Here is a 26,152-nt window from a genome sequence, read left to right on the forward strand (position 1 = left end):
CGCGGCCCACCTGACGCCACGACGCCCTCTGACGGACGTCGTAGCGGTCCCCCCGGTCGATCGGCAGCGCGTCGGCGGTGCTTCTCCTTCAGGACTGCGGTCGCTTCCCGTGGTTCGCCGCGTGGTTGCGGCGCGACTTCTTCTTGCGGCGCCTCTTCGAGGACATGTGCGTCTCCCTGGTGACATACAGTCGTGAGACCACGTCTCACCCGGCGGTTCCCGGACCGACGAACGGCGACGGTCCGTTCGGCCAGTGTTCCTCGCGGCGCGGGACACCGCCACTCGCACACCGGCCGGCCATGCCGGCGGCGACGGCAGGGACCACTCTCGTCGACATGGTTGTCGCCCCGCGCGCGCCGGGCGACGATGTCCCCCAGCGCATCGCCCCGCGGGAGGCCATGGTGACCGATCCCTGGGTGGCCCTGGAGCCAGGAGCCGACCCTGCCGAGCGCGTACGCGTGCTGCACCGGGCGCACGATGCCTTCACCGAGGCCGGTACGGTGCCGCGCCCGGTGCGCGGCGTGGTCGCCGAGTCGTGGCGGCGCTCGGCACGTGCCGGGGTGCACCCGGACGGCACCGCCGACATCGAACTGACGGGCGGTGACCTCGGGGCCTGCCGGGCCGAGCACCCGCTGGCGCATGTGATGCCGCTGTTCCGGGAGTTGCTGGGCACGTTCGCCTCCGACGGCCGGCACCTGCTGGCGGTGTGCGACGCGCGCGGCAGGCTGCTGTGGGTCGAGGGGCACACGTCGACGCTGCGGCAGGCACGGCGGATGAACTTCGTGCCGGGCGCGCGGTGGTCGGAGAGCGCGGTCGGGACGAACGCGCCGGGCACGGCGGTCGCCGTGGGCCGTCCGGTCCAGGTGTTCGCGGCCGAGCACTTCGTACGGCGCGTACAGCCGTGGACGTGCGCGGCGGCCCCGGTCCACGACCCCCGCACGGGGCGGCTGCTCGGTGCCGTGGACATCACCGGCGGGGACGGCCTCGCGCATCCGCACAGCCTGGGGTTCGTACAGGCCGTGGCACGCGCGGCGGAGTACCGGCTGGCGCTGCTCGCCCCGGGCGCCGGGCTGCCGGCGGGCCCGGACTGGCGGCACTGGGCCGCGACCGGGCGGTGCTGACGACGGAGGGCCGCAGGATCCGGCTCAGCCGCCGGCACAGCGAGATCCTCGTCCTGCTGGCCGGGCGTCCCGACGGCCTGACCGGTGACGAACTGCTGTGCGCCCTGTACGAGGACGAGTCGGTGACGCCGGTGACACTGCGCGCGGAGCTCGCCCGGCTGCGCCAGGTGCTCGGGCCGGAACTGCTCGCGTCGCGGCCCTACCGGCTCACGGCGCCCCTGGAGTCGGACGTCGCCGTCGTCGAACGCCGGCTGGCGGCCGGCGCGGTCACCACCGCCCTGGCCGCCCCGTTCAGGTCACCGGCCCGGGGTGGGCGGTGCCGGATCGTAGTCGGCCTTTTCGGTGAGGTCGCGCAGGCGCGTTGCGGCGGTGAGCATGTCCCGGTGGCTGGTATAGAGGGCGTTGACGCCGAAGCGGAGCAGGTCGGGCGCGCGCATGTCCGCGATGACCCCGACCTCCGCGAGGGCGACGGCCAGACCGCGGGCGTGGGCGTGGCGGAGGGTGACCTGACTGCCGCGGCGGCCGGGTTCGGCCGGGGTGACGGGGGTGAAGCCCAGAGGGGTCAGGAGTTCGTCCGCGCAGCGCAGGAAGAAGCCCGTCAGCGACAGGCTCTTGGTACGGAGCCGGGCCAGGTCGACGCCGTCGAAGGCGGTGAGGGCCGCTTCCAGGGCAAGCAGGGAGAGGATCGGCGGGGTGCCGATGCGGGCGCGGGCGATGCCGAGGGCAGGCGTGTAGGAGTCGGCCAGGGCGAAAGGATCGGCGTGGCCGGTCCAGCCCGGCAACGGGGTTTCCAGCGTGGTGTGGTGGCGTCGGGCGACGTAGAGGAAGGCGGGAGCGCCGGGGCCGCCGGAGAGGAACTTGTAGCCGCAGCCGACCGCCAGGTCCACGCCCAGGCCGTCGACGTCCAGGGGCAGGGCGCCGGCGGCGTGGCACAGATCCCACAGCGCCAGGGCCCCGGCGTCGTGCGCGGCCCGGGTCAGCGTCCGCATGTCGTACAGCTCGCCGGTGCGGTAGTCGACGGGCGAGTAGCTGACGACGGCGACCCGTTCGCCCTCGGCGGCGAGGAAGTCCGGAAGGTCCCCCGGACGCACGTGCCGTACCTCCAGGTCGCGGCGGCGGGCGACCGCGTCGGCGAGGTAGCGGTCGGTCGGGAAGTGCCCGGGGTCGGTGACCAGCAGCGGGCGGTCCGGGCGGAGGGCGGCGGCGTCGTCGAGGGCGGTGAACAGCTGCACGCTGGTGGAGTCACCCGCGATCGTCTGCCCCGGCGCCGCCCCGATGAGCCTTCCGACGGCATCGCCGACGCGCAGCGGCGCCTCCCACCAGCCGGCCGCGTTCCAGGAGCCGATGAGTCCGGTCGCCCACTGGCGCCGTACGACGTCGTCCAGGGCCGCCGGCACGGCGGCGGGCAGCGGGCCCAGGGAGTTGCCGTCGAGGTACACGACGTCCGGCGGGAGCAGGAAGCGGGCCCGGAGGTCGGCCAGGGGGTCGTCGGCGTCCAGCCGTGCGGCCTGCTCGTGCAGGGTGGCGGTTGCGGAGAGTGCGGTGGTCATCGGTGTGCGGCCTCCTCGTCCGCGCGGCCGGCGTCCGCCGGGAAGTGGGCGGCCGCCATGTCCCGGAGGGTGTCGGCGACCGCGCGGGCCCCGGGTGCCCCGGGTTCGATGAGGGTGTAGTGGCCGGTGCCGGGCAGGACGACCGTCCTGAGGTCCTGGTGCACGGCCGCGTAATCGCTGAACTGCGTGAGGGGGACCTCCTCGTCCGCGGCGCCGTGCAGGAGCACGGTGGGCACGCCCGTGGCCCCTGTGCCGCGCAGCAGGGTGAGGGGGTCGACCTCGGGCAGGCGGGCCGTGAAGTGCTCCTCGCCGCCGAGGAGTTGCAAGGCGGCGTCATCGCTGAGGCGGTCGCGGCGGGTGGCGGTGAGGTCGGTGATCGGGGCGAGGGCGAGCACACTCGTCGGCAGGGTGCGGGTGTACCAGCGAGAGGCGGGCGGCAGCAGGCCCCGGGCGGCGCACCACAGGGCCAGGTGGCCGCCGGAGCAGTGGCCTGCCAGGACGTAGGGGCGGCCTTCGGGCAGCGTGTCGACGATGCGGGCGATGTCGTCGAAGGTCTCGGGGTAGCCGCCCGCACCGCCGGACCGTCTGAAGCCCGGGAGCAGCACATTGAACCCCTGCGTGGACAGCCAGTCCGCGAAGGGGGTCAGGTGCATCCGGTCGTAGCGCCAGTAGCCGCCGTGCAGGAGAACCACCAGCGGGGCGTCCGGGTCCTCGGACGGCCAGGCGTCGTAGGACTGGTGGGGGTGGTCGCCGTAGCGGCCGTGCACCGGGGCCAGGACCGGCTTCAGGCTCAGGACCCGTCGCTCCTCCTCGGCCGCGAAGGCGGAGATCGGCCTAGACGTCACCGCGCACCTCCCACAGTTCGGGGAAGACCGGCCGGGCCGCGCGCTGTTCGAGCCAGGCGAGCCCGGCGGATCCGGCGCTGCCCGGTTTGGCTCCCATGGCGCGGCGGACCACCAGGACGTGGTCGAACCGCCAGCGGGTGACGAGTTCGGCGATGTCCGTGAGCAGTTCGCCCAGGGCGAGGTGGGGGTGGTGCCGCGGACCGGCGTAGACGTGCCTCCACGCCTCCACCACGCCGGGGTCTCCGTCGTAGGGGCGGATCACGTCCCGTTCGCGGACATGGGCCGGGACCGGCAGGCCCTGGCGGTGGAGGTAGGCCAGCACGTCGTCGTACAGGGACGGTTCGCGGTAGGTCTCGGCGAGCGCCTCGTGGACGGCCGGGTCGCCGCGGTGGGCGCGCAGCAGCCCGGCGGACTTGTCGCCGAGGAGGAACTCCATATGCCGGTACATCGCCGACTGGAAGCCCGAGGCCCGGCCGAACGCGGCCCTGAAGCCGTTGAACTGGGCAGGCGTCAGGGCGGCGATGGGCTCCCAGGCGCCACTCAGAGCGGTCAGCGCGCGGCGGCTGCGCACCAGCGCGTCCATGGCGGAGGGCAGGTCGTCCTTGGCGAAGGCGACCTTGGCGGCGCGCCACTCGTGCACGATCAGGGTGAACCACAGCTCCATCACCTGGGTGGTGACGAGGAAACCCATCTCGTCCGGGGCCTCGGTGAGCGGGTGCTGCAGCGTGTTGAGGACCGAGGCGTGCACATACGTGTCGTAGGGGCTGGCGCCCTCGAAGGGGCAGGTCAGGGTGGAGTCGGTGGCCGGTGCGTCAAGGGTGGTCGTGCGGTCGTTCATCACATCTCCCAGGAGTGCGTAGGGGTCACACACCGAGGTGGGCGCCGCCGGAGGCGTCGATCCACTGACCGGTCACCCAGCGGGCGTCGTCGCTCGCGACGAAGGAGACGACGTCCGCGATGTCCACCGGGTCGCCGAGCCGGCCGAACGTGGAGGCCTCGGAGTAGCGGCGGCGGATCTCCGGGACGGCGAGGGTGGGGTTGATCTCCGTCTCGGTGTAACCGGGTGCGACGGCGTTGACGGTGATGCCCCGCGGGCCGAGCTCCTGGGCCAGGGAGAGGGTGAGGTGGTCGAGGGCGGCCTTGGTCATGGTGTAGGAGACGATCGCCGGGAAGGCGACGCGGGTCGCGACGGAGGAGATGTTGACGATCCTGCCGCCGTCCCGCAGGCGGTCCAGTCCGCGCTGGATGATGAAGAACGGCGCCTTGGCGTTGACGGCGAAGACGCGGTCGTAGTCGGCCTCCGTCACCCGGGCGATGGGGCGGGGTACGGTGATGCCCGCGTTGTTGACGAGGATGTCCAGGTCCGCCGGGGCGTCCTGCTGCGCCAGGGCGTCGTCGAAGGCGGACCACAGGGTGTCGGCGTCGCCGGGGACGCCGAGTTCGGCGTGGACGGGGAAGGCGCGGCCGCCGTGGGCCTGGATCTCCTTTACGGTCCGCTCGGCTGCCGTCGGGTCGTGGCCGTAGTGGACCGCGACGAGGGCGCCTTCGCGGGCGAGGCGGTGACTGATGGCTCTGCCGATGCCCCGGCTGCCTCCGGTGACCAGGGCGGTCTTCCCCGTGTGGCGGGCGGTGGCGGTCATCGTGGGTCTCCTTCGCTGAGGGGTGGCGTGGCGCTGACGGATCAGGCGTCGAAGTCGAACGTGCTCGGGATGGCCGATCAGGCGTCGAAGTCGAGGGTGATCTCGGGAGTGCGGGGCCTGGCGCGGCAGACGAGCGTGTAGCCGGCGGCGCGGTCGCGTTCGTCCAGGGCGTGCTGGCCGTCCGCCGTCACCTGTCCGGATACGACCTTCGCGCGGCAGCTGCCGCAGACGCCCTCCCGGCAGGCGTAGGGCACGTCGGGGTGGCTGCGCAGCAGTGCGTCGAGCAGGACCGGGTCGTCCGGCAGGACGGTGGCGGCACGGCGGCGTCCGTCGAGCAGGGCCGTGACCCGGTACTCCCCCGCCCTCGGCGCCCGCCCGGCCGGCTCCGGCTCTGGTGGCTGCCTGTCCTCGGCGGTGAACAGCTCCCAGCGGACGAGCGAGGGATCCGCGCCGAGGCCTGCCAGCACGTGCCGGGCGGTGGCGACGAGGCCGGGCGGTCCGCACAGGGCGAACGTGGTGTCCGGGCCCGGCCGGGCGTCCACGGCGGCCAGCAGCCGGCGCACTCCGGACGCGTCCAGCCGCCGTGCGAGCGGACCGCCCCCGCTCCCCCGGTCCTCCCGCGTCAGCACGTACAGGACGGTGAAACGGTCGACGAACTCGTCCTTGACCTGCGCCAGTTCATCGGCCAGCACGGCGTCGGCGGAGGTGCGCACCGAGTGGACCAGACTGACGCGGCAGGTCGGGTCCCGGCGCAGCGCGTGGGCGGCCATCGGGGCCAGGGGGGTGATGCCGGTGCCGCCCGCGAGGAGCACATGATGGGCGCCCGGCAGCCGCGGCAGGGCGAAGGCGCCGGTGGGCGCGGAGAGTTCCAGACGCGCGCCCGGTACGAGCCGGGTGGTGGCGTACTCGCCGAAGCCGCCCGGGCCGGAGCGTTTTATCACCAGGCGGAGCACCGAGGGGGCGTGCGGTGGTGGGCAGAGCGAGTAACTGCGGCGCAGTTCGGTGCCGGAGGCCTGCCGGTGCCGGACGACGACGTGCCGGCCGGGGTGGTGGGCGAAGACATCGCGCAGGTTGGTGGGCACGTGCAGGGTGACGGCGACCGTGTCGGCGCTCAGGTGACGGACCTCGCGGACGTCCAGCGGGTGCCAGCCGAAGCGGCGGGGCGGGCCGGCCGGTGCCTCGTCGAGGAGGGCGGGCGGGGCGGGGTTCACGGTGTGCCTCACAGCGCGGTCAGGTGGGGGAAGGGCTCGCAGCACGCGGTGCACCACAGCACCGACTGACAGCGGGCCGGGCCGAAGGCGCTGTGCGGCCGGGTGGCCCTGCAGCCGCAGTGCGGGCAAGGCACGGCGCCCAGCGCGACGGGGACCGGACTGTCGGGTGCCGGGGTCACGGGTGGCGCGATGCCGTGCGCGGCGAGGGCGCGTCGCCCCTCGGGGGTGATGCGGTCCGTCGTCCAGGGGGGCGTCAGGACGTGCCGGACGCGGCCGTCCGGATGGCCGCAGGAGGTCAGGACCTCCCGCACGGCGGCGGTGATCTCGGGCAGCGCGGGGCAGCCGAGGTAGGTGGGCGTGATCTCCACCTCCAGCACGCCGTCGGCGCCGGGGGCGACACGGCCCACCACGCCGAGGTCGCCGAGGCCGATCACCGGCAGTTCCGGGTCCGGGAGCGCGGCCACCCGCTCGCGCACCTCCTGGGCCGAGCGGCGGGCTGTGACCGGTGCGGGCGTGGGTGCGTTCACCAGGTACCCCCGGGGAACTGCCGCCGCACGGACTGCAGTTCGGCGACCAGTGGCCCGAACTCCTCGGTGTGCAGGCCCGCGCGGCCGCCGGTGGCCGACCAGGTGGGAGCGGGCACGGCGAGGCCCGCCTCGGTGACGACGCCAGTGACCCGCCCGAGCCACGTGTCACGCAGGGGTGCCGGGGAGGGCACGGTGCCGGACGCGGCCAGGCGGCGCAGGAGGTCGTCCTCCTCGAAGAGTTCGCCGGTGTAGGGCCACACCCGCTCCAGGGCGTGTCGCATGCGGCGCGCGCTCTCGGCGGTGCCGCGTCCCAGCGTCTCCGTCCAGCGGTCGGCGTGCAGCCGGTGGAAGGCGACCTCCTTGGCGGCCCGGACCCCGAACGCGGCGAGCTCGGGGTCGGCGCAGTGCGCGAGGTTCTCGTAGTGGAGGACGGCGTAGTGGGTGTAGGCGAGTTGCCGGGCCACGGTCACGGCGAAGTCGCCGTTGGGCAGCTCGGTCAGCAGGGCGTTGGTGAACTCGCGCTCAGAGCGGGTGTAGGCGAAGTCGTCCTCGGTGCGGCCGGTTCCGTCGAGGCGGCCGGCGCGGGTGAGCAGCGCGCGGGCGTGGCCGATCAGGTCGAGGGCGATGTTGGACAGGGCCAGGTCCTCGTCGATGGTCGGCGCACGGGTGATCCACTGGCACAGCCGCTGCCCGAGGATGAGCGCGTCGTCGCCGAGGCGCGTCGCGTACCGGGCCAGATCGGGGTGGGCGGCGGACGGCGGCACGTCCGGCAGGGTGCCGGGGCGCACTGCCACGACGTCACTCGTCGTACTCACCTTCGGGGCCTTTCTCGGTCAGCGGCGCGTAGTGCTCGGGGTAGCGGTACGGCTTGTGGCGGGCGCCCGCGAAGTACGGGTCGCGTTCGTCCGGGGAGGCCGTGTGCACGGCGTCGGAGCGGACCACCCACAGCGACAGGGGTTCGCCCCGGCGCGTGTACAGGTCGCGGGCGGCGGCCAGTGCCGCGTCCGGGCCGGCGGCACGCACCGACCCCACGTGCTGGTGCGCCAGGCCCCTGCGGGCGCGCAGGAACACCTCCCAGGACGCCGACGCGCCCTGTCGTGCCGCGCTCATGCGGCCGCTCCCCGCGGCTCGTCCGTCCTCGCGGCGTACGCGACGGCGGCCTCCCTGACCCAGGCGCCGCCCTCGTGCGCGGCCAGGCGGCTCGCGATGCGCTGCCGCGCCCAGTGGGTGTCGTCGCCCAGGGCCGTGCGGTAGGTGTCCCAGTCGACGGGCGTGAAGTCGTAGTGCCCGCGCTCTTCGTTCCAGCGGATCGCCGGGTCGGGCAGCGTCAGGCCGAGGCGCTCGGCCTGCGGGACGCAGGTGTCGACGAAACGCTGGCGCAGCTCGTCGTTGGTGTGGCGCTTGATGCCCCAGGCCATCGCGCGGCGGGAGACCGCGGCCCCCAGCGCAGCGGTCCGCGCGTCGGCGCCGCCCGCCTCCGTGTCGGGCGGTCCGAACATCAGCGCCACCGCTGGCAGCCACCAGCGGTTCACCGCGTCCTGCGCCATCTCCTTCTGCTCCGGGGTCCCCTCGCACAGGGTGCGCATCAGGTCGTAGCCCTGACGCACGTGGAAGGCCTCCTCCTGGCAGACGCGGCGCATCGCCCGGGCATAGGGCCCGTAGGACGTACGGCACAGGGGTGCCTGGTTGATGACGGCGGCACCGTCCGTCAGCCAGGCGATGGCGCCGGTGTCCGCCCAGGTCAGCGCGGGATGGTTGAAGGTGGCCGAGGCGCGCTGCCGGCCGTGGTGCAGGGCGTCCAGCAGGTCGGCGCGGTCCACGCCGAGTGTCTCGGCCGCGGAGTACAGGTACAGGCCGTGGCCCGCCTCGTCCTGCACCTTGGCGAGCAGGACCGACTTGCGATGCAGGGACGGGGCTCGGGTGAGCCAGGCGCCCTCGGGCTGCATGCCGATGATCTCGGAGTGGGCGTGCTGGGCGATTTGACGGACCAGCATGCGGCGGTAGCCGTCGGGCATCCAGTCGCGCGGTTCGATCGTCTCGCCGTCGGCGATGAGCGCGTCGAAGTGGGCGAGCAGGTCGGCCTCGTCCGCGGTGGCGGAGGCCGTGGTGGTGGCGGTGGTCGACGCGGTCACCGGACACCGCCCGGGCGTGCGGCGACCGTCGCGGCGGTGCCGTGCTCCCGGACATCCGCGGGACGTACGGCGGCCATCGTCACGGTGCTGTGCTCCCGGTCACCGCCCGGGCGTGCGGCGACCGTCGCGGCGGTGCCGTGCAGCGGGCACCGTCGCGGGGACCGGACCCGTACCGGCTGCCTGGGCACGCACATCACTCCTTCGGTTCGACGACCGCCCGCGCGGGGTGCCGGGCGGAGCGGGTTGCTTCGTTGCGATAAGAGGCCGGGCGTGCGGCCCGGCTATCCCCGGCCCGCGAGGTTCGGGTGCGTGACAAAGCTCACGGGGCGGTCCGGGGAGTGCGGCCGGGCGCGGCGGCCTCTTGAGGAAGTGACAGTCGTAGACCGCGGCGGCCGGCACGCCGAGGCGAAAGGGGAAACCATGAGCACCATCAGGGAGTTGCTGGTCGAACTCACCGGCACCGTCGAGTACGCCGACCGGATCGGCGACGACGCCGACCTGGCCGCCAGCGGCATCGACTCCGGGGACCTGGTGCGCCTGGTCCTGCTGGTCGAGCAGCGGCTCGGGGTCGAAATCACCGCCGAGGACATGGAGGAGCTGCGCACGATCGGTGACTACGAGCGTTTCGTGGCCGAGCGCGCGGGCGCCGGCGCGAGCGGCGGTGCGTGATGTGGCTGACGCAGCTGCTGGAGCGCAACCGCCAGTGCCGGCCCGGCCGGATCGCGCTGGTGGACGACGAACGCAGCGTCACCTGGGCCGAGCTGCACGACCGTACGCGGCAACTGGCCCACGGCCTCGCGGGGTTGGGTATCGGGCGGGGTGACCGGGTGGCCGTGCTCTCCAGGGACCGGATCGAGGTCCTGGAGAGCTACTTCGCGCTGGCCCGCCTCGGCGCGCTGTTCGTGCCGCTCAATCACAGCCTGACCGAGCTCGAGGTCGTCGGGATCGTCGAGCGCGTCGGCGCGGTGGCCATCCTCGGCGAGTCCGAACTGCTCGACCGCCACACCGAACTGCCGAAGTCGGTGCGTCTCCGGGTCGCCTTCGACAAGCCCGCCTTCGCGGCGCTGGGCACCCTGGCCGAAGAGCGGGAGCTGCCGGACGTCGCCGACACCGACCCCATCGCCGTACTGCACACCTCGGCGACCACCGGGCAGGCCAAGGGGGTGACGGTCGACAGCGTGTCCTTCCGCGCGATCGCCCTCGGCTGGCTGGTGATGGCCCGCCCTACCGACGACATCGTCATGGTCAACTGCTGCCCGCTGTACCACGGCAGCATGGTCGTTTCCCTCACCTACCTGGCGGCCGGAGCGACGATCGTGCTGATGCCCGGATTCACTCCGCAGCGGACGCTGTCGGCGGTGGAGCGGCACCGCGCCACGCACATGTGGCTGGTGCCTCAGATGCTGCGCTTCATGCTCCAGGCGAAGGCGTCCGGGCACACCGACCTGTCCTCCCTGCGGGAGGTGCTGTACGGGGCCGCCCCCATGCCGCTCGACGTCTACGCCGACGCGGTCGAACGGCTCGGGTGCGGCTTCCGGCAGGTGTACGGCATGACCGAGGTGGGGGGCCCGTTCGTCACGCTCGGTCCCGACGAGCACCCCGCGCCCGGGGACGTGACCGCCCGCATCCCGTGCGGACGGGTCGTGCCGGGCATGTCCGCCCGCGCTGTCGACGAGGCAGGCCGGGAACTGCCGCCCGGCGAGATCGGCGAGATCGTGGTGCGCGGGCCGGGCGTCATGCAGGGCTACTGGAACGACCCGGAGGCCACCCGCGGGATCACCCGCGACGGCTGGATCAGGACAGGTGACCTCGGCTTCATGGACGACGAGGGCCGCATCAGCCTGGTGGACCGCACCAAGGACGTGATCATCCGCGCGGGTCAGAACGTCTACCCCTCCGAGATCGAGCGCGCCCTGATGACCCACCCGGCGGTCCGGGACGCGGCGGTCGTCGGCATGACCGACGAGGACTACGGCGAGGTGCCGCTGGCCTACGTGACCCTGGAGGCGGGCGCGGAGCCGAGCACCGCGGAGTTGCTCGCACACGTGACGGGGCTGCTCGCGCCGTACAAGCGGCCGCGACGGGTGGAGTTCATCGAACAGGTGCCGCGCAATCCCGCCGGCAAGATCATCAAGAAGCTGTTGCGGGTATGAGGGCGCGCGAGGGCGGACGGCGATGAGTGAACGCCCGACGCGCCCCGGGCCGGCCACGACGCGGACGCCGTGGCCGGCCCGAGCTGGTGCGGAGCTTGTGCCGGCGGTTCAGGGCTGCGGGAGACCCCTGTGGTGGGGCCTGGCCGAAGAGGGGCCGCACCGTGGCAAGCCGTTGCCGTGGGTGCGCGATGACCTGGCCGCGCTGCGTCCGCTCCTTCTCGCCGCCGGACTCGGGCTCGGTGTCGCGGCCGCATCCGAACCGGGTGCGGAACCGGCCGGGCCCGCCGAGGCGGCTGCCGCGGCCTCGATGCCGGAGCAGCGGGGGCGGGAGTTCCTGGCCGGCCGGCGGGCCGCCCGCCGGGCCCTGTGGGCGGTGGGGCTGGACTGCGGTGAGATCCCCCGGTCGGGGCGCCTGCCGGTGTTCCCGCCGGGCCGGGCCGCGTCGATCTCGCACAGTGCGGGGATCGCCGTCGCCGTGACGCGCGGTGCCGACGGGGAATCGCCTCTCGGCTGTGACCTGGAGCTGCGGCCCCTCCCCCGCGCAGCGGCCCGTCTGGTGCTGCGTGCGGACGAGGAGCCGCTGCTCGTGGTCTGGTCGGTGACCGCATTGTTCTCCGCCAAGGAATCCGCGTGGAAGGCCCTCGCCGTGGCGGACGGGGGCCTGCGGGACTTGCGGGTCTCGTCCTGCGGGGACGAACTGCGTGTCCGCCTTCGCGTGGATCCCGCGCGTGCCGTGCGGGTGCGGGTCGTGCACGTCGGGGCGGCGGGAGTCTTCAGCTACGTGACCGGCTGGGATGCCGTCCCCGGCTGACAGAAGCCGCCCGTCCCCGGGTGCGCCGGGGACGGGCGGGGCGACGGGTCAGCGCTCCGGCGTCGTGCCGCCGTCCCGGTAGGAACGCCGCGCCGCGCCGGCCGCCTTGTCGGTCTGGGCGTCGTACTTGTTGCCCGTGCGCTCGTCGACCCTGCGCTCGGCGCCCGAGACGCCCTTGTCCGCCTGGTCGGGGTGGCCCTTGGCCATCTCCTTGGCCTTGTTCATCATGTCGCCCAGCTTGCCCATGGGGGTACCTCCAAGAGGTGCGCGTGCGTCGTACCCCGCCGCAGGTACCCCTCAGGCCGCGGGCGAATCACCCCAGGTCGCCCACCCGGGCCGCCATGTTGCCCGCCGGGTGCCGGTTGTCGTGGATGAGCTGGTGGGCGAGGCCGATCTCGTCGAAGCCGAAGGTCTGGGACAGGCACGGATCGATGATCCCCTGGTCGATCAGCCGAGTGACCTCACGTGCTTCCCGTGCCGTGGCGACGTGCGAGCCCTGCAGCCGCTTCTGCCGCATCCACAGGAACCGCAGGTCGACGTCGCCGTTGTAGCCGGTGGTGCCGCCGCACAGCACGACCATGCCGCCGTTGTCGCACAGGTACAGGGAGGTGGGGATGGTGTCGGCGCCGGAGTGTTCCAGCACGATGCGCGGGCTGCGGCGCTCGCCCAGCACCTCCCAGAAGGCCCGTCCGAAGGCCCTGGCTCCCGACAGCCAGCGTGCCATCGCCGCTTCGTCGGAGGTGTCCGGGAGCCTCCCCCAGTGGTCGAACCTCCGCCGGTCGATGAAGCCCTCGGCGCCCAGCTTGAGGCAGAACTCGCCCCGTTCCTCGCTGGAGACGACCGCGACGGGGATGCCGCCGACGTGCCGGACGAGCTGGATGGCGATGCAGCCCAGTCCGCCCGCGCCACCCCAGATCAGTACCGGGTCGCCGGGGCGAACCGTGTGCGGCGGCCAGCCGAAGAGCTGGCGGTAGGCGGTGGCGGCGGTCGCCATGTAGCAGGCGGCCTCCGCCCAGGGCAGCCGTGCGGGCTTGGGGTGGCACATGTAGTCGTCGACGACGGCGAACTGGGCGAACGAGCCGTAGTTCTCCTCGTAGCCCCACACCCGCTGGGTGGCGGACCACGTGGGGTCGCCGCCGAGACGGATGTCCTCGGCCTTCTCGTCCCAGCGGTTGGCGAGGACGACGACCTCGTCGCCGAGCCCCACCCCGCGTACGTCCTCGCCGACCGCCCACACGATCCCGGACAGGTCGGAGCCGCCGATGTGGAAGTCCTCGGTGGCGCCCGCCTTCTGCCGTGCGGCGATCACGTCGAGCGGCGAACCGAGCGCCGCCCAGACGTTGTTGTAGTTGATGCCGGCCGCCATCACCTTCACCAGGACCTGGCCGCGCCCCACGGGCGGCACGTCGACCACCTCGGTACGGAAGGCGTCGACGGGCTGTCCGTAGCGCTCACGGCGGATGAGCGAGGCGTACATCTTCTTCGGGGCGGTGCCGATCTCGGGGGCGTCACCGAGTTCGTAGAGGTCCTGGGTCGCTTGCACGCTGGTTCTCCTCGTCGCGGGTTTCACGGGGAAGGGGGTGTGCAGGCGCGGTCGCCGAGGGCGCGCAGTGCCTTCATCACCGCTTCGCCGATGCGGGCGATGGGTTCGGGTTCGGTCATCTCGTAGTGGCCGCAGGGCACGCGGTGGTCGTGGAGGGTTCCGTCGACGTGCGGCCGCCAGCTGTCGGCCTTGCCGGGCAGCACCGCCAAATCCGCCGGGTGCTCGGTGTGCTGCTCCTCGGCGGCGCTGAAGAACAGCACGTCACCGCGGTAGGTGCCAGGGGTGAATTGGGGCGCGATGCGCAGGTTGTTGCGCATGACGGCGGCGATGGCGGCGGCCTCGGCTCCGGTGACGGGGACGCTCGCCGGGTCGGCCGCGACGCGGGCGTCGATCTGGTCCAGGATCGCCTCCACGGGGGCCTGTGCGTCGACGGGGAGGCCGGCCACCCTGGACAGCAGGGCGGCGACCTGACGTTCTGTGGCGTCGGCGTCGTGTGCCGTGCCGTGCGGCTGGGGCGCGTCGAGCATGGCGAGGAGTTCGACCTGCTCGCCGTCGCGTTGCAGGGCGCAGGCCATGGCGTGGGCGACGAATCCGCCGTAGGACCAGCCCAGCAGCCGGTAGGGTCCGCGGGGTTGCACCTGGCGTACCAGGTCGAGGTAGTGGGCGACCATGGCGGCGGCGTCCGGGGCGGGCGGCCGGGTGCCGTCGAGGCCGGCGGCCTGTATGCCGAAGACGGGCTGATCGCCGCCGAGGTGGGGCAGCAGGCCCGTGTAGCGCCAGGCGACGCCCGCGCCGGGGTGGACGCAGAACAGGGGGGCGGCGCTGCCCTCGGCACGCAGCGGCAGCAGCGGGCCGAGCGCGGAAGAGGTGATCTCCGGGGTCTGCCCGTCCGGCCGGCCGGCCGCGGCGAGGACTCCGGCCACGGTGGGCGCGGCCAGCAGGGTCGCCGCCGGGACGTGGAGGACGCCGGTCTGGCGCAGCCGTCCCGCCAGCAGCACGGCGCGCATCGAGTCGCCACCGAGGTCGAAGAAGTTGTCGTGCACCCCGATGCCGCCGATGCCGAGGGTCTCCTCCCAGAGCCGGGTGACCTCCCGTTCGCGGTCGTCGCGGGGCGGTACGTGTTCGGTCGTCAGCCGGGGCCGGGGGGCGAGGCCGGGGCCTGCCGCTGTCGTGGTGTCGTCGGAGGGGGCGGGCTCCGTCCGGGCGCCGGGCGCGTCGATCCAGTGACGGTGGCGCTCGAAGGCGTACGGGGGCAGCGGCACCCGCCGGGGCGCGCCCGGCACCGGGGGCAGCGCGCGGTCCACGCCCGCGCTCCACAGCCGTCCCAGCGCTTCGGCGAGGACGAAACCGTCGGACGCCTCGGCCTTGGCGTGGCGCATGGTGGCCACCGTCACCGGCGTCCGGTCGGTGAGGCGGCCGGCGGCGAGCTTGCTCAGGGTGTCGCCCGGCCCGATCTCCACGAGGACGGGATGCAGCCGGTCCCACAGGGCGGTGATGCCGTCGGCGAACCGCACGGTGTCGCGGGTGTGGGCGAGCCAGTGCTGGACGGAGGTGGCCTGGGCGTCGGTGACCCAGGTGCCGGTGACGTTGGTGACGTACGGGATGCGCGGCGGGCGCAGGGTGACCTGGCGCAGGTGGGTCTCGTAGGCCGGCAGGACCGGGTCCAGGACGTGCGAGTGGGCCGCGACGGGGATGCGCAAGCGGCGGAACGGGATGCCGCGCCGGGTGAGTCCGGCCTCGAAGCGGGTAACGGCGCCGAGGTGTCCGGCGACCGTGCAGGCGGTGGGGCCGTTGACAGCGGCGAGGGACAGCTCGGCGTCGAGCAGCGGCCGGATCCGTTCGGCCGGAGCGGCGACGCCGACGGTGGCTCCGCCGGCGGAGCTGATGAGCCGGATGCGTTCGGTGACCAGGGGCAGCATGTCGGCGAGGTCGATGACGCCGGCCAGGCAGGCGGCCGTGTACTCACCGAGCGAGTGGCCGATCAGCGCGTCGGGGCGCACGCCCGACTCCATGAGCGTACGGGCCAGGGCGTACTCGGTGACGACGAGCCCGAGGAAGGCGGAGGTGTCGTCGGGCCGTTGCTCCTCGAAGAGGGCGGTGCGCAGGTCGGCGTCGAGGACGGGCCGCAGGACGCGGGCGCACTCGTCGACGGTGTCGCGGTAGACGGCCTGGTCGCGGTACAGCTCCTTGCCCATGCCCGGGTACTGGGTGCCGCCGCCGGGCAGCAGGAACGCCACGCGGGCCGGGTCGTCGGCGAGCGGAGGGATGGCCGGGGTCGCGGAGCGCAGTGCGTCCAGGGCCTCCTCGCGGGTGGCCGCCGTGACGGTGAGCCGGTGGCGCAGTGCGGGCCGGTCGGTGCGCAGGGAGTGGGCCACGTCGTCCAGGCGCGGGTCGGGCCGGCGTTCGAGGTGCCGGGCGAGTGCGGTGGCCTGGCCGCGCAGGGCGCCGGCGGTGCGCGCCGACAGCGGCAGCACCAGGCGGCGGCCGTCGTGGGGCGGGCGGGGCGGGGCGGGGGGCGTGCGGGGGGCTTCCTCCAGGATGACGTGGGCGTTTGTGCCGCCGATACCGAAGGCGCTGACGGCCGCCCGGCGGGGGTGGTCGCCCTCGGGCCACTCCTCCAGCGCGGTCGGCACGCGGAAGGGGCTCGCGTCGAAGTCGATGAGCGGGTTGGGCCGGTCGAAGTGCAGGCTCGGCGGGATCTGCCGGTGCTCCAGGGCCAGGACCGCCTTGATGAGTCCGGCGATGCCGGCGGCGGCTCCGAGATGGCCGATGTTGGTCTTGACCGAGCCGAGCGCGCAGAACCCGGTGCGGTCCGTGCTGTACCGGAAGGCTTCCGTCAGGGCGGACACCTCGATGGGGTCGCCGAGTTTGGTGGCGGTGCCGTGCGCCTCGATCAGGCCGATGGTGGCGGCGTCGACCTCGGCCTGGGCCTGCGCGGCGAGGATGACCTCGGTCTGTCCGGCGGCGCTGGGCGCGCTGAAGCCCACCTTGCGCCGGCCGTCGTTGTTGACGGCGCTGCCGCGGATGACGGCGCGGATGCGGTCGCCGTCGGCGAGGGCGTCCTCGAGCCGCTTGAGTACGACGGCGCCCACACCGTCGCCGGAGGAGGTGCCGGTGGCGTCCGCGGCGAAGGCGCGGCAGTGCCCGTCGGGCGAGAAGGGCCCGTCGGGTACGTGGCGGTAGCCCAGTACTGCGGAGGGGTTGAGGGAGACGGCGGCGGCGAGCGCGGTGTCGCAGCGGTGGTCGAGCAGGTCCTGGCAGGCGGTGTGCACGGCGACCAGCGCGGTGGAGCAGGCGGTCTGCAGGGACACGCTGGGCCCGGTGAGGCCCAGTTCGTAGGAGACGCGGGTGGCGAGCGTGCCGAGGGAGTTGGCGGTGGCGGCGTGGACGAGCGCCACCGAGCCGGGCTGTCCGGCGTAGCGGGGGTGGACGTGGGCGGGGTAGTAACGGCTGTCGCCGGCCCCCGCGTACACGCCGAACGCCTCCCCCGCACGGTCGCCGCCGAGGCAGCCGGCGTCCTCCAGGGCGTGGTAGGCCGTCTCCAGCAGCAGCCGCTGCTGGGGGTCGACGACGGCGGCCTCGGCGGGGCTGTAGCCGAAGAAGCCGGAGTCGAAGCGGTCGATGCCCTCGACCACCGACGCCATGCGGATCAGGGCCGGGTCGTCGAGGTCTCGCGGGTCGCCGCCGGCGGCGAGGAACTCCTCGTCGGTGACGGGCCGTACGGACTCCCGGCCGGCCGCGAGGTTGTCCCAGAAGGCGTCGAGATCGTCGGCGCCGGGGAAGCGGCCCGCCAGGCCGATGACGGCGACGGCGGGCAGGTCGTCGCCGTGGGGTGCGGTGGTGTTGTGCACGGTCTGTGGCTCGTCCTCTCCCGGTTCGGTGGTGCACGCAGTGCGGTCGGTCCGCTCAGACATGGCCGCGGTCCTTGCCCTGGCGGGCGGAGCGGCGGGCGCGGGCCGCGCGTTGCCGGCGGGCCTGTTCCCTGGCGCGGTCCAGGCCGTCGCCGCTCTCCGGCCGGGAGGCCGCTTCGACGTCGGCCACCGGGCCCGCACTGGTGGCCGACAGGTGGCGGGCCAGGTCCCGGACTGTGGGGTGCGCGAAGAGGTCGACGACGGACAGCTCGCTGCCGATGGCGCGGTTGACGGCGCTCTGCGCGGTGACCAGGAGCAGCGAGTTGCCGCCCAGGTCGAAGAAGTTGTCGTCCAGGCCCACCCGGTCGCGGTCCAGTACCTCGCGCCACACCTGGGCCAGCCGGCCCTCCAGGCGCCGCAGGTCTTCTTCCGTCTCGGGCTCGTTCGGGCGGGCGCCGGTGCCCGCCGAGCGCAGCGTCCACGCGTCGTCGGACAGGCCGGCCGCCTGGGCGCCGGCTGCCGCGGCGCGGTACAGGGCTCCCAGGTCGGTGCCGTCCTCCAGGCCGACGCGGGCGGCCAGGCGCCGGGTCTGGCGCACGGGTGCCACGACGTGGCTGCCCACCCAGGGGGCGGTGCGGTCGGCGCCGATCAGCAGGTGCGGTTCGTCCAGGGTGCGGGCGAAGTCGAACGAGCGCAGCGCGACGGGCGGGTCGAGCAGCCGGTAGCCCCGGGCCTCGGTGAGGGCGGTGAGACCGTAGCCGCGGCTCAGGCCGCGCTCGCGCCACATGCTCCAGGCCAGCGACTGCGCGGGCAGGTCGAGGCTGCGGCGGTACTCGGCGAGGGCGTCCAGGTAGGCGTTGGCGGCGGCGTAGGCGGCGTTCATGGCGCCGCCGAAGAAGCCGTTGACCGTGGAGAAGGTGACGAACGAGACGTGCGGGTGGTCGGCGGTGAGCCGGTGCAGCGTCCACGCGCCGCGCACCTTCGCCTCCAGCGCCCGGCGCCAGGTGGTGGTGTCCAGGTCGCCCACGGGGCGTTCCACGAGCGTGCCCGCCAGATGCAGCACTGACGTCAAGGGCACGCCCCAGGTCTCGGCGGCGGTCTCGACGGCGGCCCGCACCTGGTGTTCGTCGGTGACGTCGGCGCGGGCGTAGCGGACCTCTCCCCGCTCACGCAGCCCCGGCAGGGCGCGGGCCTCGTCTTCGGGGGTGCGGCCGAGGACGAGCAGCCGGGTGCCGGGGGTGCGCAGCAGGTGGGCGGCGATCTCGGCCCCGACACCACCGAGGCCGCCGGTGATCAGGGTGAAGCCACCGTGCGCGGGGGGTTCGGCGCGGGAGGGGGTTTCGGGCAGGGGGGCGAGGCGGCGTACGTAGCGGTGTCCGTCGCGGTGGGCGACGTCCGCGCCGTCGTCGGTGTGCGCCGCCTCGGCCGCGAGGACGGTCAACGGGTCCGCGGTGTCGTCGGCGGGCAGGTCGAGGTGGCGGGCCCGCAGCGCGGCGGACTCCTCGGCCAGCGACTTCAGCAGGGCCGCGGCCATGGCGTGCGCCGGTGAGGGCCGGTCACCGGGGCGCACGGCCTGGGCGCCCGCCGAGACGTACACCAGGTCCACGGGACGCTGCGGGCCGGGCCGGCCGGCGAGGGCCCGGGCGAACGCCAGCAGCCGCTCCACGCCCGTCGTGTCGTCCGGCGCCACCGGCGGCTCTCCCGTGCCGCGGAGCCCGTCGAGGTACAGGACGGCGTCGACGGGCCGCTCGTCGTCCGCCAACCGGCCCAGCAATGCGGCGTAGTCGGCGGTCTCCAAGGGCCGGACCCGGTAATGGGCGGCGTCCACCCGCTCGTACGCGGCCGCCTCCTCGACCACCGTGCACAGGCCGCCCGCCGAGCGCAGCGCGTCGGCGAGCCGCTTGGCGAGTGCGCCGACCCGAGGGTCGCCGCCCGCCAGGACGAGGGTGTGCCGGCCCGGCGCCACGGCGGGGGCGTCGGGGCGTTGCGTCCGCTGCCACACCGGGCGCAGGAACCAGTCGGGGACGGTGGCCGCGGTGCCCAGCAGCACCTGGGTGCGGCGCACCTCGTCGTCGAAGTCGCCCGCCTCGAAGCTCTTGCGCAGCTTGGTGCGCTGGATCTTGCCGATCTCCGTCTTGGGGACGGCGTCCCGCGCCACCGGGATGAGGAAGGCCGGGCTGACGCCGATCTCCCGGGTGACCTTGCCGGCGATCTCACGCAGGGCGCGGGCCGGGTCGGCGCCGGCCTCGGGGGTGAGGTGCAGGAACAGGGCGAGTTCGTCGGTGGGCGAGGCGGGGGCGGTGCGTACCGCGACCGCGGCGGTGAAACTCCGCTCCGCGTACGGGAGTTCTTCTACGCAGGCTTCGATCTCGTGGCTGTAGTGGTTGACGCCGTTGACGATGATGACGTCCTTGGCGCGGCCGGTGATGTAGAGCTCGCCGTCACGCAGGAACGCCAGGTCGCCGGTGTCGAACCAGCCGTCGTCGGTGAACGCCTCCGCGTTTGCGGCCGGATTGTCGTGGTAGCCGCCGGTCACCGAGGTGCCGCGGACCTGGAAGCGGCCCGCCTCGCCCTCGGGCAGGACGGTGCCCTGTTCGTCGACGACCCGCATGGCGAAGCCCGGGTAGGGGCGGCCGCAGCTCACGAACATGCCCTCGCCCGGGACCGGTTCGGCGGGCAGGACGGCGTCGGTGACCACCGAGCAGGTCTCGGACATGCCCCAGCCGGGGTGCATCACGTCCTGCGGCAGGCCGAAGGGCCTCAGCGCGTGCAGGAAGCCTCGGGCCGCGGACGCGACGACGACCTCGCCCGCGTTCATCACCAGCCGCATCGGCGACAGGTCCCAGTCACGGCCGGTGAAGCGGTGGGACCGTTCGGCCAGGAGCCCGAAGGCGAAGTTGGGCGCCCAGGTGACGGTGACCCCGTGCCGGTCGGCGAGGTCCATCCAGCGCAGCGGGTCCTGCAGGATCCAGGGGGTGGGGGCGTGGATCTGGCGGCAGCCCAGGTACACGTCGCGCAGGTGGAACATGACGACGCCGGTGACGTGGTCGAGCGGGATCCAGTTCAGGGAGACGTCGTCGGCGCCGAGGCCGTTGAGCTGCTCGGTGGCGGCCGAGCGGGTCAGCACGTTGCGGTGGGTGAGCCGTACCGCCTTGGGCAGGCCGGTGCTGCCGGACGTCATCAGCATCAGCATCAGGTCGTCGGGCCGGGCGGGGTACCAGTCGTGGTCCTCGGGCGCGGCGCGCAGGGCGTCGGCCGTGGTGACGCGCGGCCCGGGCCCGTCCTGCCGGGCGGCGACCGCACGCAGCCCGGCCTCGCGCCCGGTGGAGCAGACGATCCAGGGCCGGCCGAGCATCCGCCAGATGCCCTCCAGCTTGGTCAGCGCCGCGGAGGGGGTCTCGTAGGAGGCGGGGACGGTCAGCGGGACGGCGACGAAGCCGCCGAGGACGCAGCCCCACAGCACGGCGAGGAAGTCCTCGGTGACGTCGCACTGGAGGATGACCCGGTCGCCCGGGCGCAGGCCGGCCCGGCGGAGCCCGGCCAGGACGCGGGATGCCTCGGGGATCAGGGATGCGTAGGTGCGCCGGTGCTCGCTGCCGTCGTCGTGGACGTGGACGATGTCGCCCTTCTCGCGTGCGGCGGCGCGGCGCAGGGCCTCGGCCCAGCTCGGCACGGACGGTTCGGTCAGGGCGGGGCCCTCGCTGACGGCGGGGACGGCGCGGGCCGGCTCGGGGCGGGTGGTGGGGGCGGCCTGGGCGGGGCGGTCGGGCAGGCCGGTGTGGCGGCGTTCCAGTTCCTCGGGGGCGTTCTCCACCGCCACGTCGACGGCTGTGACGCCGGGCAGCTCGGCCAGCCGCTGCCGCCAGGTCCTGGCCGCGGTCGTGTCGACGGCGGGCAGGGCCCGCAGTGCCGCGCTGTCGACGCCGCCGTCCTCGGTTCGGGGCAGGGCGTTCACCGCCGTGACACGGACCGTGCCGTTGCCCGCGCGGGCCAGGAGCTCCTCGACGCGTTCGGCGGCGTCGGTCCGCCCGGGCACCACGTACAGGCGGGCCGGGGCGTCGCCGTGGCCGGGCAGCACGTGGGCCTCGCGGATGCCGGGCACGGACCGGGCCGCGTCCGCGAGCTCGGCCGTGTCGATCGTGGCCGGGACGGCGGTGCGCCCGGGAAGCGCGGGCAGCTGCCCGAGGTGGACGGCGGGGTCGGTGCTCACCGTGCGCAGGACGTCGTGCAGGGCGCGGGCGAACGCCTCGGCGGTCCGGGCGTCGTAGAGGTCGGTAGCATACTCGACTTGCAGGGTCAGGCCGTCGGGGGCGCCCGCGGCATCGTGGCGCTGAAGGACGTCGACGAACAGGTCGAACTTGGCGGTGCCGGTGGCGGTGGGCCGCAACCGGGTGCGGGTGCCGTCGAGTTCGAGAACGGCGGGTGCGTTGTTCTGCAGGGCCAGCATCACCTGGAACAGGGGGTGCCGGCCGGGCGTGCGGGGCGGGTTGAGGTCCTCCACCAGCCGGTCGAAGGGCAGGTCCTGGTGGTCCAGGGCGGCCAGGTCGGCGGTGCGCAGCCGGGCGAGGAGGTCGAGGAAGGCGGGGTCGCCGGAGGTGTCGGCGCGCAGTACGAGGGTGTTGGCGATCAGGCCGATCAGGGGGTCGAGGCCGGGTTCGGTGCGACCGGCGACGGGGGTGCCGAGGACGATGTCCTCGCCGGCGCCGCAGCGGGTGAGCAGGGCGCTGACGGCGGCGTGCAGCACCATGAACAGGCTGGCGTCCTCGCGGTCGGCCAGACGCAGCAGCGCACGGTGCAGGTCGGCGTCGACGGCGACTTCGACGTGCGCGCCCGCGCCCCGCGCGGCGGTGGGCCGGGGCCGGTCGCCGAGCAGGGTGCACTCCTCGGGCAGACCGTCCAGCGCGCCGCGCCAGTGGGTGGTGAGCCGCTCCAGGCGGCCGGGGCTGTCTGGACCGGGCGCGAGCAGGGCGCGCTGCCACAGCGCGTAGTCGGCGTACTGCACCGTCAGCGGGGGCCACTCCGGTGCCCGGCCCGCCCGGCGGGCGGCGTAGGCGACGGACAGGTCGCCGGCGAAGGGGGCGAGCGACCAGCCATCGGCGGCGCTGTGGTGCAGTACGAACAGCAGGACCCGGTCGCTGCCGGTGCCCAACAGCCAGGCGGCCAGCGGGCTTTCCGCCGTCAGGTCGAAGGGGCGGCGCGAGGCGGCGTGGACGTGGGCGGCGATCTCCGCGGCGGGGCAGTCGACGCGCCGCAGCACCGTGCGCGGCTCTCCGGGCGCCAGGATGCGCTGGAAGGCCGTCCCGTCCTGTTCGGCGATCACCGTGCGCAGGCTCTCGTGCCGGTCGGCCAGGTCCCCGAGCGCGGCCTGGAGCGCCCCGGTGTCCAGGCCGGATCCGACGGGAACCAGGAGCGGGATGTGGTAGGTGGCCGCACCCTCGTCGAGCCGGTTCAGGAACCACATGCGTTCCTGGGCGAAGGACAGCGGCACCCGCTGCGGGCGAACGGCGGCGCCGAGGACGGGCCGGGGCAGGGCGCCCTGCGTGCCCGCGGCGAGCCGTTCGGCGAGCGCCGCCGGGGTCGGCGCCTCGAACAGGGCGGTGATGGGGATCTCCGCACCGGTCCGCTGCCGCAGCCGGGCCAGCAGCCGGGTGGCGAGCAGGGAGTCGCCGCCCAGGTCGAAGAAGCGGGCGTCCACGCCCACGGACTCACGTGGCAGGTCCAGCACGTCCTCGAACAGGGCGCACACCAGGCGCTGGTGCGCAGTCGCCGGCCGGGGGCCGGACGCGACGGCGGTGAAGTCGGGATCGGGCAGGGTCCGCACGTCGAGTTTGCCGTTCGCGGTCAGCGGCAGGGCGTCCACGGGGACGCAGGCGGCCGGGACCATGTGCTCGGGCAGGTGCGTGGCCGCGTGGGTGCGCAGGTCGGCGGGGTCCGCAGGGGTGTCACCGGAGGGGACGGTGTAGGCGACGAGGTGCAGGGCGCCGTTGCTGGTGCGGCGGGGCACGACGGCGGCGCGGGCGACGCCCGGGTGGGCGGTGAGGACGGCCTCGATCTCGCCGGGCTCGACGCGGAAGCCGCGCAGCTGTATCTGGGCGTCGGCGCGGCCGATGTAGTCGAGGGTGCCGTCGGGGTGGCGCCGGGCCAGGTCGCCCGAGCGGTACATGCGGGTGCCGGGCGGGCCGTAGGGGTCGTCGAGGAAACGTTCCGCGGTCTGCTCGGGGCGGTTGAGGTAGCCGGGGGCGACGCCGGCGCCGGAGACGTACATCTCCCCTGTCGCGCCGGGCGGTACCGGCCGTCCCTCGGGGTCCAGCAGGTACACCCGCAGGTCGGCGAGCGGTCGGCCGATGACGCTGGCGCGGCGCGGGTCGTCCAGGTCGGCTTCGGTGAGGCGGTGGTGGGTGACGTGCACGGTGGTCTCGGTGATGCCGTACATGTTCACCAGCGTCGGTCGGTCGAGGCCGTGCCGGTCGGCCCAGGGGCGCAGCCGCGCCGGGCGCAGGGCCTCCCCGCCGAAGATGACATAGCGCAACGCCCCACTACCGCGGCCGTGTTCGAGGTCGGCGTCGATGAGCTGCTCGAACGCGGACGGTGTCTGGTTGAGGACGGTCACGCCCTCGCGGTGCAGCAGGTCGAGGAAGTCGCGCGGCGAGCGGCTGACGGCGTAGGGCACGACGACGATCCGGCCGCCGTGCAGCAGGGCGCCCCAGATCTCCCACACGGAGAAGTCGAAGGCGTAGGAGTGGAACAGCGTCCACACGTCGTCGGCCCGGAAGTCGAAGTGCTCGGCCGCGGCGGCGAAGAGACGTACGACGTTGGCGTGCGGCACGGGTACGCCCTTGGGGCGGCCGGTGGAGCCGGAGGTGTGGATGATGTACGCGGTGTCGGACGGGCTGAGCGGGCCGTGCCGTTCGGTGTCGGTCAGGTCGGTGCCGGAGCGGTGGGCGAGATCCGCGGCCACCTGGGGGTCGTCCAGCAGCAGGGTGGGGACGGCGTCCTGGGCTAGGTGGGCGTGGGCGTGTTCGGTGACGAGGACGACGGGGGCCGCGTCCTCGACGACCAGCCGCAGCCGCCCGGCCGGCTGACCCGGGTCCAGGGGCAGGTAGGCGGCGCCGGTCTTCAGGACGGCCAGCAGGGCGGGCAGCAGCCGGATGCCGCGCTCAAGGGCGAGCGCCACGACCCGGCCGGGGCCCGCGCCGTGCTCGGTCAGCAGCCGGGCGATCCGGTTTGCCTCGGCGTTGAGACCGGCGTAGGTGAGCCGCTCGTCCCCGTGGCTGACGGCCGTGCGCTCGGGCCCGGCCGCGGCCCGCTCCTCGAACAGCTGCGTCAGGGTCCGCCCGGCCGGATACGTGCGCGCGGGTGTGTCGCGGGGGTGTTCGCCCGGCAGCAGGATGTCCAGATCACCCAGCGGCGTCGCCGGGTCAGCCTCGGCCAGCAGGCGCAGCAGCGTGCGGAACCGGTCGCGGTGCAGGGCGAGTTCGTCCTCGCCGTACAGGGCGGGGTTGGCGTCGAGGGCCAGCCACAGTCCGCCGCCGCGCTGTCCGGGACGCACCGAGATCTGCAAGTCGTCGACGGCTCCGCCGGACAGGTGGTGCCAGGTGGTGGGGTGACCGCCGAAGACCGGGGACTCGTCGAACGGGACGATGTTCAGCACCGGCCCGTACAGTCGACGTCCGGTGCCCAGCAGGCCCAGGTCGCGGCGGAGGAACTCGCCGCGGTAGCGCTGGTGGCGGCGCAGGGCCTGCAGTTCGTCGGCGACCGCCCGGGCCAGCTCCGCGACGCTCGTCGCGGGGGCGGCGGCCACGCGCAGCGGCAGGACGTCCGAGGCGGTGCCGGGGGTGCGCAGGGCGGCGCTGCCCAGCCGACTCATCGTGGCCATGCCCAGCACCAGGTCGTGGGCGCCGGTCATCCGGTGCAGGTAGACGGCGGTCGCGGCGGTCAGCAGGTCGGTGCGCCGGACACCGAGGCGGGCGGCCGCGGTGTCCAGGGCATCGGTCTCGGCGGGCGTCAGTTCGGCGGTGCGGCGCAGGAAGGGCGCGGTGGGCGGCGCCGTGCGGGCAGTGAGCCGGGCGGGCTCGGGCAGGCCGGCCAGACGCTGCGCCCAGTGGTCACGGTCGCGGGCAAAGCGCTCGGAGGCGAGGTAGGCCGCCTCCTCCTCCTGGAGCCGGCGCACCGGCGCGAAGGCGCACGGCTCCGGTTCGCGGCCCTCGGCCAGCGCGTTGTACGTCTCGGCCAGGCGGCGCCCGAGGAGCTTGTAGCTGTAGCCGTCCAGGAGCAGGTGATGGGCCCTCAGCAGCCACAGGTGCCGGTCCTCGGCGAGGGTGAGCAGGGTGTGCGCGAACAGGGGGCCCTTCTCCGGGTCCACCGGGGTCGCGAGGTCGGCGCGGACGTACTCCCATGCGGTGGCCTCCGGATCGACGGCGCCGCTGACGTCGGTCCGGTTCAGACTCCAGTCGTCCGCGTCCGGAGCCGGGTGGCAGCGCGGACCCTCGTCGGTGTCGGCGAACCGCAGGGCGAAGGTGTCGGCCTCGGCCACGACGCGCCGCAACGCGGTCTCGAACAGGGCGCTTTCGAGGGGTCCGTGGATCTCCACGGCCTCCGCGGTGTTGTACGCGGCGCTGTCCGGTGCGAGCCGTCCGGCGTACCAGAGGCCCTCCTGGGCTCCGGACAGCGGTCGACGTGCGTCGTCCTGGAGTGACATAGCGCAAACCTCACGTGGCAAACCGAAGATGTCCCGGACGGCGAGGCCCGGCCGGATCGGACGGGTGCGG

General features: G+C 74.3%; 17 protein-coding genes and 1 pseudogene. 4 read left to right on the top strand and 14 right to left on the bottom strand.

Going from position 1 to position 26,152, the window contains the following annotated elements:
* Nucleotides 1-401 precede the first annotated feature (401 nt).
* Nucleotides 402-1,408, top strand: a pseudogene (locus tag ACIA6T_RS05935) (GAF domain-containing protein); the annotation flags it as partial.
* Nucleotides 1,409-1,417: 9 nt separating this feature from the next.
* Here the strand turns inward: ACIA6T_RS05935 and ACIA6T_RS05940 are convergent.
* The 10 genes from ACIA6T_RS05940 to ACIA6T_RS05985 form a co-directional block, all read right to left on the bottom strand.
* Nucleotides 1,418-2,671: a kynureninase gene (locus ACIA6T_RS05940; protein ID WP_399445341.1), complete on the bottom strand. Its 1,254-nt coding sequence runs from the start codon at nt 2,669-2,671 to the stop codon at nt 1,418-1,420.
* Nucleotides 2,668-3,516 carry an alpha/beta hydrolase gene (locus tag ACIA6T_RS05945; RefSeq protein ID WP_399445342.1) on the bottom strand — a complete coding sequence of 283 codons (849 nt, stop codon included), beginning with the start codon at nt 3,514-3,516 and terminating at the stop codon, nt 2,668-2,670. Before ACIA6T_RS05945 ends, ACIA6T_RS05940 begins: the two co-directional genes overlap by 4 nt.
* The gene (locus ACIA6T_RS05950) at nt 3,506-4,354 is read right to left on the bottom strand and encodes a tryptophan 2,3-dioxygenase (RefSeq protein WP_399445343.1); all 849 of its coding nucleotides are present in this window, start codon (nt 4,352-4,354) and stop codon (nt 3,506-3,508) included. Before ACIA6T_RS05950 ends, ACIA6T_RS05945 begins: the two co-directional genes overlap by 11 nt.
* A 25-nt stretch (nt 4,355-4,379) precedes the next feature.
* On the bottom strand, nt 4,380-5,156 hold the full coding sequence (locus tag ACIA6T_RS05955) for an SDR family oxidoreductase (RefSeq protein ID WP_399445344.1): 777 nt from the start codon (nt 5,154-5,156) through the stop codon (nt 4,380-4,382).
* 77 nt (nt 5,157-5,233) lie between these two features.
* A complete protein-coding gene (locus tag ACIA6T_RS05960) occupies nt 5,234-6,367 on the bottom strand; it encodes a 2Fe-2S iron-sulfur cluster-binding protein (RefSeq protein WP_399445345.1) in 1,134 nt (377 codons plus the stop codon).
* 8 nt (nt 6,368-6,375) lie between these two features.
* Nucleotides 6,376-6,897, bottom strand: coding sequence for a 1,2-phenylacetyl-CoA epoxidase subunit PaaD (paaD, locus tag ACIA6T_RS05965; RefSeq protein ID WP_399445696.1), 522 nt, complete (start codon nt 6,895-6,897; stop codon nt 6,376-6,378).
* A complete protein-coding gene (paaC, locus tag ACIA6T_RS05970; RefSeq protein WP_399445697.1) occupies nt 6,891-7,682 on the bottom strand; it encodes a 1,2-phenylacetyl-CoA epoxidase subunit PaaC in 792 nt (263 codons plus the stop codon). Before paaC ends, paaD begins: the two co-directional genes overlap by 7 nt.
* A 10-nt stretch (nt 7,683-7,692) precedes the next feature.
* The gene (paaB, locus tag ACIA6T_RS05975) at nt 7,693-8,004 is read right to left on the bottom strand and encodes a 1,2-phenylacetyl-CoA epoxidase subunit PaaB (protein WP_399445346.1); all 312 of its coding nucleotides are present in this window, start codon (nt 8,002-8,004) and stop codon (nt 7,693-7,695) included.
* Nucleotides 8,001-8,969: a 1,2-phenylacetyl-CoA epoxidase subunit PaaA gene (paaA, locus tag ACIA6T_RS05980; RefSeq protein ID WP_399445698.1), complete on the bottom strand. Its 969-nt coding sequence runs from the start codon at nt 8,967-8,969 to the stop codon at nt 8,001-8,003. Before paaA ends, paaB begins: the two co-directional genes overlap by 4 nt.
* 53 nt (nt 8,970-9,022) lie before the next feature.
* Nucleotides 9,023-9,214, bottom strand: a complete 192-nt coding sequence (locus ACIA6T_RS05985; protein ID WP_399445347.1) for a hypothetical protein — start codon at nt 9,212-9,214, stop codon at nt 9,023-9,025.
* A gap of 232 nt (nt 9,215-9,446) precedes the next feature.
* Here ACIA6T_RS05985 and ACIA6T_RS05990 point away from each other — a divergent pair, with 232 nt between their 5' ends.
* The 3 genes from ACIA6T_RS05990 to ACIA6T_RS06000 all read left to right on the top strand — a co-directional run bounded on the left by ACIA6T_RS05990 (nt 9,447) and on the right by ACIA6T_RS06000 (nt 11,990).
* Nucleotides 9,447-9,695 carry an acyl carrier protein gene (locus ACIA6T_RS05990; protein ID WP_077799511.1) on the top strand — a complete coding sequence of 83 codons (249 nt, stop codon included), beginning with the start codon at nt 9,447-9,449 and terminating at the stop codon, nt 9,693-9,695.
* The gene (locus ACIA6T_RS05995) at nt 9,695-11,179 is read left to right on the top strand and encodes a class I adenylate-forming enzyme family protein (RefSeq protein ID WP_399445348.1); all 1,485 of its coding nucleotides are present in this window, start codon (nt 9,695-9,697) and stop codon (nt 11,177-11,179) included. The genes ACIA6T_RS05990 and ACIA6T_RS05995 overlap by 1 nt, the downstream gene beginning before the upstream one ends.
* 181 nt (nt 11,180-11,360) lie before the next feature.
* A complete protein-coding gene (locus ACIA6T_RS06000; RefSeq protein WP_399445349.1) occupies nt 11,361-11,990 on the top strand; it encodes an enterobactin synthetase in 630 nt (209 codons plus the stop codon).
* A gap of 48 nt (nt 11,991-12,038) precedes the next feature.
* Here ACIA6T_RS06000 and ACIA6T_RS06005 read toward each other — a convergent pair whose 3' ends face one another.
* The 4 genes from ACIA6T_RS06005 to ACIA6T_RS06020 form a co-directional block, all read right to left on the bottom strand.
* The gene (locus tag ACIA6T_RS06005) at nt 12,039-12,236 is read right to left on the bottom strand and encodes an antitoxin (RefSeq protein WP_399445350.1); all 198 of its coding nucleotides are present in this window, start codon (nt 12,234-12,236) and stop codon (nt 12,039-12,041) included.
* Between the two features lie 67 nt (nt 12,237-12,303).
* Nucleotides 12,304-13,533 carry a crotonyl-CoA carboxylase/reductase gene (ccrA, locus tag ACIA6T_RS06010; RefSeq protein ID WP_399445351.1) on the bottom strand — a complete coding sequence of 410 codons (1,230 nt, stop codon included), beginning with the start codon at nt 13,531-13,533 and terminating at the stop codon, nt 12,304-12,306.
* Nucleotides 13,534-13,556: 23 nt separating this feature from the next.
* Nucleotides 13,557-17,447, bottom strand: coding sequence for a type I polyketide synthase (locus ACIA6T_RS06015; RefSeq protein WP_399445352.1), 3,891 nt, complete (start codon nt 17,445-17,447; stop codon nt 13,557-13,559).
* Nucleotides 17,440-26,082 (bottom strand): amino acid adenylation domain-containing protein, encoded by an 8,643-nt coding sequence (locus tag ACIA6T_RS06020; protein ID WP_399445353.1) that lies wholly within the window; start codon nt 26,080-26,082, stop codon nt 17,440-17,442. Before ACIA6T_RS06020 ends, ACIA6T_RS06015 begins: the two co-directional genes overlap by 8 nt.
* Nucleotides 26,083-26,152 lie beyond the last annotated feature (70 nt).

The organism is Streptomyces sp. NPDC051740, assembly GCF_044453165.1.
Taxonomy (GTDB): Bacteria; Actinomycetota; Actinomycetes; order Streptomycetales; family Streptomycetaceae; genus Streptomyces; species Streptomyces atrovirens.

Coding starts and splice junctions, on each gene's coding strand:
- ACIA6T_RS05940 (WP_399445341.1), bottom strand. CDS start 2,671: ATGACCACCGCACTCTCCGCAACCGCCACCCTGCACGAGCAGGCCGCA.
- ACIA6T_RS05950 (WP_399445343.1), bottom strand. CDS start 4,354: ATGAACGACCGCACGACCACCCTTGACGCACCGGCCACCGACTCCACC.
- ACIA6T_RS05955 (WP_399445344.1), bottom strand. CDS start 5,156: ATGACCGCCACCGCCCGCCACACGGGGAAGACCGCCCTGGTCACCGGA.
- paaB (WP_399445346.1), bottom strand. CDS start 8,004: ATGAGCGCGGCACGACAGGGCGCGTCGGCGTCCTGGGAGGTGTTCCTG.
- ACIA6T_RS05990 (WP_077799511.1), top strand. CDS start 9,447: ATGAGCACCATCAGGGAGTTGCTGGTCGAACTCACCGGCACCGTCGAG.
- ACIA6T_RS05995 (WP_399445348.1), top strand. CDS start 9,695: ATGTGGCTGACGCAGCTGCTGGAGCGCAACCGCCAGTGCCGGCCCGGC.
- ACIA6T_RS06005 (WP_399445350.1), bottom strand. CDS start 12,236: ATGGGCAAGCTGGGCGACATGATGAACAAGGCCAAGGAGATGGCCAAG.
- ACIA6T_RS06015 (WP_399445352.1), bottom strand. CDS start 17,447: ATGTCTGAGCGGACCGACCGCACTGCGTGCACCACCGAACCGGGAGAG.
- ACIA6T_RS06020 (WP_399445353.1), bottom strand. CDS start 26,082: ATGTCACTCCAGGACGACGCACGTCGACCGCTGTCCGGAGCCCAGGAG.